Source organism: Flavobacterium sp. KY-23415, assembly GCF_055384985.1.
In genome coordinates this window covers 535,818-548,549 of sequence record NZ_AP044001.1, presented here as the reverse complement: position 1 = coordinate 548,549, position 12,732 = coordinate 535,818, and the positions used below count along the sequence as shown (strand labels likewise).

General features: G+C 29.9%; 12 protein-coding genes. All 12 read right to left on the bottom strand.

Annotation, left to right across the window (positions count from 1 at the left end; all coding sequences use genetic code 11):
- Positions 1–41 precede the first annotated feature (41 nt).
- Entirely contained in the window at positions 42–302 is a 261-nt protein-coding gene (locus ACZ49Z_RS02735) for a hypothetical protein (protein ID WP_464306667.1), read from the bottom strand.
- Positions 303–513: 211 nt separating this feature from the next.
- Positions 514–1,617 carry a linear amide C-N hydrolase gene (locus ACZ49Z_RS02730; RefSeq protein ID WP_464306666.1) on the bottom strand — a complete coding sequence of 368 codons (1,104 nt, stop codon included), beginning with the start codon at positions 1,615–1,617 and terminating at the stop codon, positions 514–516.
- Between the two features lie 221 nt (positions 1,618–1,838).
- Positions 1,839–2,204 carry a hypothetical protein gene (locus tag ACZ49Z_RS02725; RefSeq protein WP_464306665.1) on the bottom strand — a complete coding sequence of 122 codons (366 nt, stop codon included), beginning with the start codon at positions 2,202–2,204 and terminating at the stop codon, positions 1,839–1,841.
- A 298-nt stretch (positions 2,205–2,502) separates the two neighbouring features.
- Entirely contained in the window at positions 2,503–3,249 is a 747-nt protein-coding gene (locus ACZ49Z_RS02720; protein ID WP_464306664.1) for a LytR/AlgR family response regulator transcription factor, read from the bottom strand.
- Positions 3,249–4,961, bottom strand: coding sequence for a tetratricopeptide repeat-containing sensor histidine kinase (locus ACZ49Z_RS02715; protein ID WP_464306663.1), 1,713 nt, complete (start codon positions 4,959–4,961; stop codon positions 3,249–3,251). The genes ACZ49Z_RS02720 and ACZ49Z_RS02715 overlap by 1 nt, the downstream gene beginning before the upstream one ends.
- A gap of 26 nt (positions 4,962–4,987) precedes the next feature.
- The gene (locus ACZ49Z_RS02710) at positions 4,988–5,503 is read right to left on the bottom strand and encodes a hypothetical protein (protein ID WP_464306662.1); all 516 of its coding nucleotides are present in this window, start codon (positions 5,501–5,503) and stop codon (positions 4,988–4,990) included.
- Positions 5,504–5,767: 264 nt separating this feature from the next.
- Positions 5,768–6,223, bottom strand: a complete 456-nt coding sequence (locus ACZ49Z_RS02705) for a hypothetical protein (RefSeq protein ID WP_464306661.1) — start codon at positions 6,221–6,223, stop codon at positions 5,768–5,770.
- 209 nt (positions 6,224–6,432) lie between these two features.
- Positions 6,433–7,938 carry a hypothetical protein gene (locus ACZ49Z_RS02700; protein ID WP_464306660.1) on the bottom strand — a complete coding sequence of 502 codons (1,506 nt, stop codon included), beginning with the start codon at positions 7,936–7,938 and terminating at the stop codon, positions 6,433–6,435.
- Positions 7,939–8,104: 166 nt separating this feature from the next.
- Entirely contained in the window at positions 8,105–8,341 is a 237-nt protein-coding gene (locus ACZ49Z_RS02695; RefSeq protein ID WP_464306659.1) for a hypothetical protein, read from the bottom strand.
- A 417-nt stretch (positions 8,342–8,758) separates the two neighbouring features.
- Entirely contained in the window at positions 8,759–10,102 is a 1,344-nt protein-coding gene (locus tag ACZ49Z_RS02690) for a beta-1,3-glucanase family protein (protein WP_464306658.1), read from the bottom strand.
- Between the two features lie 127 nt (positions 10,103–10,229).
- Positions 10,230–10,976 (bottom strand): LytR/AlgR family response regulator transcription factor, encoded by a 747-nt coding sequence (locus ACZ49Z_RS02685; RefSeq protein WP_464306657.1) that lies wholly within the window; start codon positions 10,974–10,976, stop codon positions 10,230–10,232.
- The gene (locus tag ACZ49Z_RS02680) at positions 10,969–12,708 is read right to left on the bottom strand and encodes a tetratricopeptide repeat-containing sensor histidine kinase (RefSeq protein WP_464306656.1); all 1,740 of its coding nucleotides are present in this window, start codon (positions 12,706–12,708) and stop codon (positions 10,969–10,971) included. Before ACZ49Z_RS02680 ends, ACZ49Z_RS02685 begins: the two co-directional genes overlap by 8 nt.
- Positions 12,709–12,732: the final 24 nt, after the last annotated feature.

Sequence of the window (12,732 nt, the reverse complement as noted above, 5' to 3'; positions counted from 1 at the left end):
AATTTTATTTAGTATTAATTCTTGTTTTTCTTATAGAATAATTAATCTTTTTTCTTACTTATATAATTGGGACTCATTGAATCTTCACTAGAATAAAATATATTATAGGATGTGTCATACTGTATTTTATTATGATCATGATTTCCGACTGTCCATGCAGTTTCTTTTGAGTTAGTTATAGTATTGTTTTCTTTTAGGATTTCAACATCCTTTTTTGGATCTGTATTAGAAAAATTAATTACATATTTTGTATTACCATTAGCTGATAATGTTTTTTGTTTTTCTTCATCTTTGTCTGACATAACTTAAAAATATTTAGATTGAATACTTAAACGGTGTTTAGCAAATAAATTCTGCTCTTTTTAAGTTTAAAATATAATCCCAAGCACTAGGTTTCTTTCATAAAAATAGCTTTTATGGGAAAGAGGAAATAAAAAGATGTTTTCAGCGATATCCAATAAATTAGAAGTAAACAGAATTGTTTTGATAGACTTATTCTGAAAAACTATTGCGTTAGCAAATTTCAATACAATTTAAGGTTTCTGCTTCTATCTTTAAAAAAGTAAAGGTCTTTGAAGGTTCAAGATATTTTTCAACATTTCCAGCAATTAATTCGTTGTTATAGGCTAAAGGATAATTTTCATCGAATTTTAGTCGTAGTGCTTTATGCTCTCCTTCCATTTTATCTAACGCCCCATTAATCCATTCACTTTTTAGATTGATCCAAATGATAGAGGGACTATATACAGCCTCAAAGTAATAGACTAGTTCTTTATGGTCACTAATACTTGTCCACCAAGTAGGACTTATATTTGGTCGATCTCCATAATTTTTCCCGATCGGACCTGCTACGTTGTGCATAGCGCTTAGTATGCTTGCTAATGCATTGTAGTCGTTTTGGTATTTTTTTTCAATGTTTTTCGAATAATATGTTGCTCTAACAAAGCGATCTTCGGATTTTTGGCTTCCGGGTAAAAAGATTTTTTCGTTTTGGTATTCCCAAAAATAATTCAACTTTAACTGTTTGTTGAAGAAAGGTTCATTGGTCATAACGCTCATTTTTTTCTTATTGTAAACATGGAGATGATCAATATCTGAATTATTAATGTTTGTTGAGGTTGTCAATTGCTCATTTTTGTATTCAAATATTACAGAATTTCCTTTTTTGTCACTAACAGATAAATGACAAAGTGCTAACCTATCTGTTTCGGGTAATTTAGTGGTTACTACATATACATGCTTCATACATTGAATAGCTTCCTCAACAGTAGCACATAGGTCGAGAATCATTTGTGCCCAAATGCTAATTGAAATAGGTTTTTTGGAAGAGGGAAAAGATAATTTTGGAAAATCTGCATCCGCTAGCCATAATAAATTAGCGACTAAGCCTTTTTCATTTATTCCATCAGAAGTCGCAATGTTATAGGCAGCAGCAGTGATACTTTTATATTTTGATGTCCATTCAAAAGAATTAGGCCCTGCAGATCCGTTTCGATTTATGCCAGCGGGATAAATCCATATATTGGTTTGCTGAGATTCAAACCAGTCCATGTTTCTTCCTGTTATTTGATGTTGTTTTCCTTTGATTTTAAAAGATTTGGTGATACGTGTACACATAGTTATTGGTTTTTAATGAATTTTTTATATTTAGCTGTTTAGTTATTATAATAACTGTCTTTAAATTCTAAATACAATAATGTAGGAGAGCGATTATTTAGTAATTAATGTGAAACTAACCCTGTTTTACTTTTTAAGATTTAAAACAGGGTGTTATTATCTTTAATTTAAAATAGGTATTCTTTCTATCTATATATCTATATAAGAATGTTTTTTTTAGCTTATTTTTTTTCTTTAATAATCAAATCAACTACTGCATTCCCATGTTTATCTAAGAGTTCAGCAGTTACGTCATAAGCAGTTGTGTTTTCTTTAAGTTTGTAATTGTTATCTTTTGAATATGGCGCATCTACATATACTTTTATGATTCCACCTGTACTCATTTCCCAAGTTTGTGTAAAATCAGTTCCTGTAGCAGTTCCCTTGGCTCCTTCACATTTAATTCCTAATTGTCTTGTTTTAGGAGGAATAGAATATGGTCCTTCTTCAATTTTTCCGTAATCAATATCAGTAGATTTTGGTTTTGCAATAGCATAGGCATTTGTTTGGTTATCAACATTGATGATTCCTTTAACGTTTTCTGACATCTTTTCTAAAATTTATTTGTTTGTTCCTACTCTTTTGGCTTTTCAGATTTCGCCTCGTTTTTATAGTAGTTGCAGAACTCTACTTTTAATCTTGAAAAACAATTTTCTAGCGCTAGATTTTGTTTTCTGAGATAAAAATAGTTTATGAATAAATGGAAAATAGAAAAGATGATGTGAATGGTATATTTTCTGATGTAGAAGAAAGGAATTAGTGGTATGAGTGAAATTAGTTTGCCGCTATAAAACAAAAAAACCTCCTGTGGGGGAAGATTTTTTAGTCTTTAGAGTAAATGATATGTTATTTTAAAACCGTAAAACTTTTTATGATATCCTTATATTTTCCACTGAAAGTGACTTCGTGATTGCCTTTCAATAACAAAAGATTATCTTCTAAAATAATTTTCTCTATAGCATTAATATTAACGATATATTTTCTGTGGGTTTGAGCAAAAGTTTTATTACAAAGTAACTCACTAATTTTCCCTAAGGAAATTTGTATAATAAATTTTTCTGTATTCGTTATAATGGTGCAATATCGATCGTCAACTTCAATATAAATTATGTCATCGTTTTTTACTTTGTAGAGTGCGTTTTTCTTTTTAATAAAAAGAAAATTATCGCTGATTACTGTGTCTTGATGTTCGCTAACAAAAACATTGGGTTGATTAAAGAATTTTTCAACGGCCATTTCTATGGCATATAATACTTCTAACTCGTTGAAAGGTTTTAGCAGGAAGCTAAAAGGCTTGGTTAGTTTGGCTCTTTCAAAAATTTGTCGGTCTTTAGAGTTCGTTAAGAATACAAATGGTTTTAGTGCATTGGGTACTATTGAAATAGTTTCCGCAAACGTAATCCCATCTGGATTTTCACCTAGAAAAACGTCAATTATAACAAGATCGATGGGTGATTTATAGTATAATGATAGTGCTTCTTGATAGGTATTGGCGATGCCTACTACGGTATAATTGTTTTCCGTTAATACTTTTTCAAGTGCTTTTGCTTCTTCTAAGTTATCTTCAATGATAAGTATGTTAATTTTATCCATTACAAAGTTGATTTAGGGAGAGAGATAATCATTTTAGTGCCTTTGTTTTCAAAACTTTCAATAGTTAAATAACCTTTGTTTTTCTGAATTAACGATTTGCAAAGTTGCAAACCTAAACCTGTTCCAATACCTTCCTGATTTTTCTTTTTGTTTAATAGGTTTCCTTCTTTTAATAAATCTTTTAGGGTTTCTTCATTCATTCCAATACCTGAGTCTTCAATGATGAGATTAATGAAAGATTCTTTATTATAGGAAATAAAGACAGTAATAGTATCGTTATCGTTAGAAAATTTAATAGCGTTATCAAGGAGGTTTCGGATAATTATTTTTAAAGAATCCAAATCGGCAAAAACAAAAGAAGCTTTTGGAATGGTGTTTTTAAAAACCAAATTTTTATTTTCAAAGAGAGGTTTGTAATTGTATTCTATTTGTTGCATTACAGAGAATAAGTCAACCGATTCAATATGAAAATACAATTGTTGTGATTGGAGGGTGGCCCAATGCAAAAGGTTTTCTAGTAAATTAAAAGTGCTATTGGCAATAGCGGCATTGTTGTGAACTGTTTTGTCTAAAGTATCATAGTTGCGATTTTCTATGTCTTTTAAAAGTTTAGTGTTCGTTACTTTCATCGTGTTCACTGAAGAACGCAAATCGTGACTAATAATGGAAAATAGTTTGTCTTTGGTGGCGTTTAGAGCATCTAAATTTTCTTTTTGTGCTTCAATAATTTTATTTGTTTTCTTCTTTTGGTAGTAAAAATAAAAAGCGGTTCCAAAAAGCAGTAAGAATAGAATAGAAGAGGCAATAAAACCATTTCGTTGAAAAGCTTTTATTTTGTTTTCAGAAGCTAATAGTTGTATTTCTTTTTGTTTTTGATTTACAGCATATTTCTTTTCTATTTCGGCTACTGCCCAAATTTTATTTTGATTGTTTAAAGAATCTTTCCAAAGGTCATACTCTTTTCTATAGATCATGGCTTTAGCCAAATCTTTTCTGTTTTCTTCCACAACAGACATATTTAAGGCTGCATTTTGTTTTATTTCAAAATTCTTTGTTTTTTTTGATAAAGTATATGCTTTTTCAAAATATGGAATGGCCTGATTGTCTTTGTATTGTTCGTAATAAAGGTTGGCAATATCCATATAAGAACTTATTAATAGCAAAGTGTCCTTTTCTTTTTCTTGTAAAGTTGTTCCTTTTAGTAAATAGGTCTCTGCTTCTTCAAATTGTGAAAGATGAAAATGACAGAGACCTATATTGTGAAATAAGGCACTCTTTTTGGGTTGGCATAACCGATTTTTTATCTTTTCAATGTCATTAAAATAGACTAGCGCTTTTGCATATTCATTTTTTATTAAATAAAGCTCTGCTAAAGCACTTTTAACATGACAATAGAATGCAAAATTAGTTGAGATTAAAAGATATTCTTTAATAGCCTTTTCAATTAAATTTTTCTTTTTGAAACTATGACCTCTGAAATAATGAATATAATCTAAAAGTTCTTTATTTTCTTTAGTATCTAATAAATTATAAGAGTATACTAAAGTAGAATCCCATTCATTTTGTTTGTAAAAAGTATACGTTTCATTGAAAAATTTTATATGACCGAACTGAGCGGTTTTTTTTTCAATTTCTTTAAAAAAAATAATCTTCTCTTGTGCATTTAATGAAATGGTTAATAATAGGAACAACAAGTTACGTATTATTGACATTGATTATGATTAGATTTGGGAATAAATTAGTTATTTGGAGCGACTTGTTGTACAGTAGTCACAGTCCCTCTTGATGTTTTAGGGTCAATATCCCAAAGGAAAGTTTCAATTTTTTCAATATCCTTTAATGAATATCCAATAGGTAATGTGCTCTCGCAATTTTTATTCATTAGATCAAAATTGATAGTGAAGGCATTATGGTGTTTTTCTGCTGTCTTGTTTTGTATAATTTTCATTCTTTCTTCAAGACTGGTGTAAATAAATAATTGTAATTGAGGCTTACCATTATTACCTATTGTAAAAAGTGTATTTACTTTTAAATTTAGAGATGTTAATTTTGTGTTTAAAAAGAAAAGTACACATACGGAAATTTTATTTTCCGTTTCAGTAATTATTCTTTCGGCCTGTGGGAGTGTTGGAATTAATTGATAGAATTTATCATCAAAAACTATTTGTCCATTTGTGGTTGCTACTATGTCTTGAGTAGTGAGCGAGTTACCAGGAGGTAAGAGAATGTCTTCGATTGTGTTTGTTGGGATCATGTTTATTAAAATTAATGTTTATTTAGAATGAGTAAATTTAACTTATTTTTTGTATTCTAGAGCTAAAATCATTTTAAATTTATTTCATAAATAAACATATCAAAAAAAAGAGACTGTTAAAAAATTTTTTTTTGTTATCTCAAATTTATTTCTGAATCTAATTATAGATGATAATCAAATATTAATAGAAACTAAAATAAGTTTAGTTTGAAAATGATACTTTTTGGACAGTCTCCTTTGTGTTTAATAAATTAATTGGTGTTTTTATCCTTGTAACTGCGGATTCAAAACGCCTGCTGTAATGGTATAGATTAAACCATTTGGACCTTCTTGTGCAAAACCAAAAATGCCATATTCCCCATTTTGATAAATTTGATTATCTCTTTCATTATAAGGTATTAGAGCCCATTTTTCCACATCTGAAGCTTTTACGGTTATAGAAGTAGTTGGATAGTTTTTATCTGTCGGACATGAAATTTGTAACTCAAACGAAGTATCTAAAATAGCACCGTCTGGTTGTAAGAACCATGTAGGTGTTGGCCCTGAATCATTTTGACCAGGAGGAGTTGGTAAAGGAAGTTCCTTATTAATAGGGAATGAACCTGCTCTTAATGTTCCATTTGTTATTTTTGTAACTTCACAAAGAATTGTGTTGCCATCTGCTGCTCCATTATCATTTTGACTAACGGCAGACAATTGAAAAACTTTAGTTGTTTCCATAATTTCTAAAATTTATTTGTTTGTTCCTACTTCTATGGCTTTTCAGATTTCGCCTCGTTTTTATAGTAATTTCTTAATTTTGTTAAGGTCTATTACAACTAGAATTTACTATAATATAATGCCCTTTTTTATGTACAATTAAAAAGAACAGTATCATGCCTTGACTTTTATTTTAAAGCAAATTCAAATTACAAATGATAATAGTCTTATTATTTTACATTCTTTTTAAGAAAAGTTTTTAGTTTCTTTTTATTAACAGAGTTTAATGCATCTTGATATGTTTGAAGTAAATCTGGTTTTATTACTGGTTTGTTATTGCCACTATCTAAGAGAAAACTAAAGTCGGTTCCAAAATTCACTTGTGATTGCCCATGACATCCCATACAACCTCCCATGTTATAGCTATTGCCGTTAGAAACTACATTTTGAATAATTGAATTGAAGGGATCGCCAAAAGAACCATGAAAATTGGTTAATTTTAAATCAGACTCTATTACATAGTTAGCCATAAAATAATTATTATCATTATTTCTTTGAGTATAATCTGTTGGGTTTGCCTGAACACCAACTAACTGATAATATTGCCATTTCGAATTCGGGTTTAATTTGATAATAGCTTCTTTTATCAAATTATTTACTTCTTGTATGCTTTCGGGAATTACTCTTTCAATGACTGGATTTAATCGATGAGGATCTTCATTAACATAATTATTATCGTTAACTTTTACGGTATCTATTCCAATTGTTTGCATATTGTTATTTCGAACATCAACTTGCTCGAAAGAAGCAAAAATAAAACTTGGGTAATTTTTACTTTTATGTATAATATGCATTCCTATTAAACCATAATTTTCTTCTTTTGCAATTATTGAATCCGATTCTTTGTCTTGAACAAATACAATCACTTTTTTAGTAATAAATCGTCTGACATCATCTGTTAAAGAGTCTAATTTTCTAAAAGCCAATTTTATTTCTGTTGCACCTTTATTTCCATTCTCATCTCCACATGGTAAACAGATATATCCATTTTCAGTAAGACTATCACTAGCACACATTCCTTTTTTCTTTAGACTTTTAAAATGTTGAAGATTTGCTTCCGTGTTATTAGAAGAAATTCTTTCTCCAGCAGTGTGCAGTAGTGTATCTGTTGGGAAATGCTTTTTAAGATAATTATATTCTACTAAATTAGTTTTAGCCATGTAGAGCACTTCATTTTGTTTTTCATTTGAAAATAAATAAGCAGAGCCGATTTCATTATCTTCATCGAGTATGTTCCAATAATTTGATAAATTAAGTTTGTTACTTCCATTGTTTACTAGAGTAGAATCAACAAAAGTATAATGAGGTTTCCCTTTGCTTAAATCTTTTGTTCTTTTACCGTTGGCAGGGCGTAATTCTGAACGATGAATGAAAGTTTCCCATACAGCTAAATTTGGTTGTCCATTATTTTGTTCAGGTGTCCAGTTTTTATTAGGATGGTCTCTTAAACTATCTTTCTCCCATGAAGATTCCCAGTTTAAAGCAAAAAATTCTTTCCATGCAAACTCTGCTAATTCTTTCTCTGATGCTCCTTCGGGTAAATCTTCGGGTAAACTATAGTTAATAGTAAAATCGTCATTTTTTTGATACTTTTCTTTTGAGCAAGTTTTAAATATAACTACAAGTACAATTACAGTTATTACAATTGCTATAAAAATTTTTGGATTTTTTTTCATGATTTTTTGTTTTTATTAGGGATTCTTATTCCAAGAACTTGTATACTATAAAAGAACAAATGAGATGAATTGATGTTAGTTAAATTTTGTTAAAGGCTAAGCTAACTGCTTGTGAGTTAATTTAGCCTTTAATTAAATATTTATTGGGATTAATTATTCAAAAGAATTATTGTTTTGTCCAAGTAGTCCCATTAATCCAATAAATTGTTCTCTCTCCTAAAACGCCAACAAACGGTTTGTCGTCTGTAAAATTTACATCAATAACTGGTGATGTTAAATTGATCTCAAAACCTTGAAAAGGACCTCTGCCGTTGTTGTATTTTACTGTTAAAAAATTTTCTTTTCCTGTAACAACGATTGTGTCTCCATTACCATCTTTCCATTTTCCATTAAATGCTTCCATAATTTTTAAAATTTATTTGTTTGTCCCTACTCATAAGGCTTTTCAGGTTTCGCCTCGTTTTTTAATATGGTTTCTGAACTCCACTTTTATTTCTTGTTTCATTTAGTAATAGGTTTGCAATACATAAGGTTTTAAATACTGTAAACACAGTTGGGTTTGTATTTTAGAACTATTAATTTGAAACGTGTTTTGAAAATAAACCTAGCTAGTTTTTAATTTCTATAGTAAAGTTATTATTTCAATGTTTTGAAAGTGAGTTAAATGGAATGAGTACTTGAGTTTTATCCATGAGTAAGAATAATTAGAGAACAAGACTGTTTTTTTTGGTTATGGAAAATTAAAAAAACTAGTAAGCATATTGTAGTAACCAAAATGAGCTCAATAGTTATTGAACTCATAGAGGTAGTTTTTTTAGAATTATACAGCTTCTAATACATTGAGCAACGAAATTTGTAATGTATCAATAGTTGATGGGTTTAGTGAAACTAATACAGGAGAAAAACGATCCGAATAGGCAAAATTATAGGCGTCTGAAAGTTTTTGCAATGTAGCTGCATATTGATTGTAATTTGAAGGTTTACTTTGTAAATTGCTGAATAACTCTGTGTTAGGTATTGCGAACCATTCACTACTGGTCATTGCTCCAACTTTTGTTCCGTTAATTATAGTTTCTGATCCAATAGCTCCAATATTAAAACCAGCTAATAAATCTCCCGTTATCCAACCAAACACATCGTTTGCAGGATTTTGTGATGCTCCACCGTTAAGAGAAAATGCTGCATTAGCACCATAAATACCACTCGGATTAATAAGATCATTTTTTTGGTAAACCATAGTTGTTGTTCCAAGAACACTTCCTACAGTTCCTGTTAAAGTAATGTTTCCTGTGCTATCTATTGAAGCAGTTAAGTTATAAGCCTGTGCGCTTTGTGGTCCAGAAGATGGGACGTTTGGACCAACACCGTTAAACTGACCCGCAATGGTAGCAATAATTCCTTTTCCTAAGCCAGTGATGTTTTCTTTGTCGTTTGTTTTTTCAACGGGTGTATTGGGGCCAAATTTTTGAATTAAATGGTCTAGGTATTTGTCAAAAAGAGAATAAGGAATCACAGGAACGCCTCCAATTGGAGGATAAGAAGAAGGACCAATAATGCGCGCAAAACCAGTGCCAGGTTGCGTAGGCAGTTGTGTAAAATTTCCAGGAACCAAAGCGGGCAGTGCATCATTTAAGCCAGATTGTGGTGGAGTTGTTAATGCATTTAATTGTGAGTAAATGGGATATGAAGTTACTCCTGTTTTAATTCCATTATCGGTTTGAACTACGGTTCCATTTAGAGAAGTTTCTAACTGCATTGGAATACTCCAATAATCAATGCTTGTTAAGTCGGCTACATCTGCAACATTACCATTAAAGGTGAGTTCCATTTTGTCATAGCGAAGAAAGAAATTTTGATCGGTAATGTTTTGTGCAGGTTCATAGCCAGCATTCAAAACTGACCAAGTTTGACCGTATGAAATGTAAATTCGACCACTAAAATTTTCTATTGAAACTCCGTTTTTTAATTGTTCAAAAGAATACCAATTGCCTTCGCCCTTGGTCTCGTTTAAGGGCTTTATCTCAAATTCTGATGGTTTTAAAGGATTTGAACTTGGACAGCTTATACTAAAAGGTGCTGTTGTGCTACCAGATACAAAACCAATCGACACAAGCTTGTCTGATAGTTTACTATTGTTTTTAAAAATTACTTTTAATGTTGCCATGATGTACTTTATTTATCTTTATTATTTCATAAAGTTATTTTCTTAAAGCATTTGCTTTTTGAAAATTGGCATGAGACATTAAATTATGTGCATAAGAGCATTTTTAATATGCATTAGAAAATTATCATTACTTGAGTGTGCGCACCTTTTTAATGATGTCTTTATATTTTTCGCTTAAAGTCGCTTTGTGCCCACCGCTTAAAAGAATAAGATTGTCAGTGGGTATAATTTCGGTTATTTTTTTATTATTTACGATGTAATTTCTATGTGTTCTTGAAAACATTGTTTGATCGAGGAGTTCTAAAATTTTAGTTAATGAAATTAGAATTACAAACTTTTCTTTCTCTGTAATGATATTACAATATTTTTCTTCTACTTCAATATAAACTATTTCAGATATAAGGACTTTTTTTAGTGATTTGCCTTTTTTTATAAATAGATATTCATCACTAATAACGGTGTCTTCTTCATCACTCAGGAAAACATCATTTTGTGCATAAAATTTTTCAACAGCTAATTCTAGCGCATATAAAAGTTCTAGCTCATTAAAGGGTTTCATTAAATAACTGAATGGCTTGGTTAATTTAGCTCTTTCAAATATTTGTCTGTCAGAAGAACTGGTTAAAAAAACAAAGGGTTTTGAAGCTTTTGGAACAATATTTATAGTTTCTGCAAATGCAATACCATCAGGTGAACCGTTTAAGAAAATATCCACAATGGCAATATCTACTTTATTGTTGTAAAATAGAGAAAGAGCGTCTTTATGATTGGTTGCAACACCAACAACATTATAATTGTTTTCTTCTAATACTTTAATTAATATTTCGCTTTCTACGGGAGTGTCTTCAATAATTAGTACGTTGATTTTATCCATTTGAGGGTGTTTTAAGCAAAGATACAATGATTTTCGTCCCTTTTCCAAATTCACTTTCTATATCTAATTTACCCTTGTTTTTTTGAATCATCGATTTGCATAATTGCATTCCTAAGCCTGTGCCAATTGTATTCTCGTTTTCTTTTTTTGCTAATAATGTCGTTTCCTTTAGAAGATTTTTTCTTGTTGCTTCGGTCATTCCTTTTCCATTATCTTCAATAATTAAATTACAATAATGATCATTAATGTTTTGAGAATAAATTTTTATAATGCCATTTTCATTGGAAAATTTAATTGCATTGTCTAAAAAATTTCGAAGAATAATTTTAAGCGATTCTTGGTCGGCAGAAATTATGTCTTTTTTGGAAACAGTATTTTCAAACGCAATATTTTTTTCCTGCATTAATGGCAAATAGTTGTAAGCAACTTGTTCAACAATAAAATATAAACGTAGCGATGCAATTTCAAAATAGGATTGTTTGGTTTGTAGTAAAGCCCAATGCAATAGGTTGTCTAATAAATTATAGGTACTATTAGCAATAGTATTGTTTTGATGCAAAAGAGCATCAATTTCATCTAAATTTTTAGAGGTTAAATTTTCTCGTAGTTTGGTATTACTTGTTTTCATGGCATTTACAGAAGAACGCAAATCGTGACTAACGATAGAAAATAATTTGTCTTTTGTAGCATTTAGTTCGTTTAGATTTTCTTTTTGTGCTACTATAATCTTATTGGTCTTAATTTTTTCCCTGTAGAAATAGAAACCTGTGGCAAGTAATAAAAGTAAAACGATAGCAGAATAGAATAATCCATTTCTTTCGGCTATTTTTATTTTGTTTTCTGCTTGAAGAAGACTTACTTCTTTTTGTTTTTCTTTAACCGCAAATTGTTTTTCTAATTGGGCAACTTCCCAAACTTTATTCTGATCGTTTAGTGAATCTCTCCATTGCTCAAACTCTTTTCTATAGGCTAATGCTTTCTGGAAATCTTTACGGTTTTCTTCCACAACAGCCATATTGAGAGCTGTATTTTGTTTTAACTGAAAATCTTTTGTTTTTTTAGAAAGTTGATATGCTTTTTCAAAAAAAGGAATTGCAAGATTGTCTTTGTATTGATCGTAGTATAAAGTAGCAATATCACCATAAGAACCAACGAGCATTAAAGAATCTTTTTGTTGTTCTTGGAGTTTTACACTTTCTATTAAATAGAATTCTGCTTTATCAAATTCTTCTAAGTGTAAATAACATAGGCCTAAATTATGTGTAACGGTGTGTTTTTTTATGAACAGAAGCTTATTGTCATTCAGAAATTCAATTTCTTTAAAATAATTAATGGCTTCAATAAACTCTTTTTTCTCTAAAGCAATTTCACCTAAAAGTAATCTAACAATATGATAAAGGTAAAATTCAGGTGATATGAAATAAAATTCTTTTTGGCTTTCTTTAAAGAGCTTCTTTTGTTTAAAACTGAATCCTCTTAGAAAATGGCAATAATTTTCTAAATCTTTTTTTTGATTGGGAAGCACTAGCTGTTTCATTGAATATACTAGGGTCGAATCCCAGTTTTTTTCATAAAAAAACAAAGAAGCTTTTTGAATATAATGCTCTTTTGGATACTTTTTTACTATTGTTTTTACGGAAGAATAGAATAAACTATCAATGTCTTTTTGAGAGTGAAGAAATGAAGTATAAAAAAAAAATAGTGTCAATATAAATTGTCTTACTTTAATCATTGTCTCTTGTGATTTTTGGAGTAA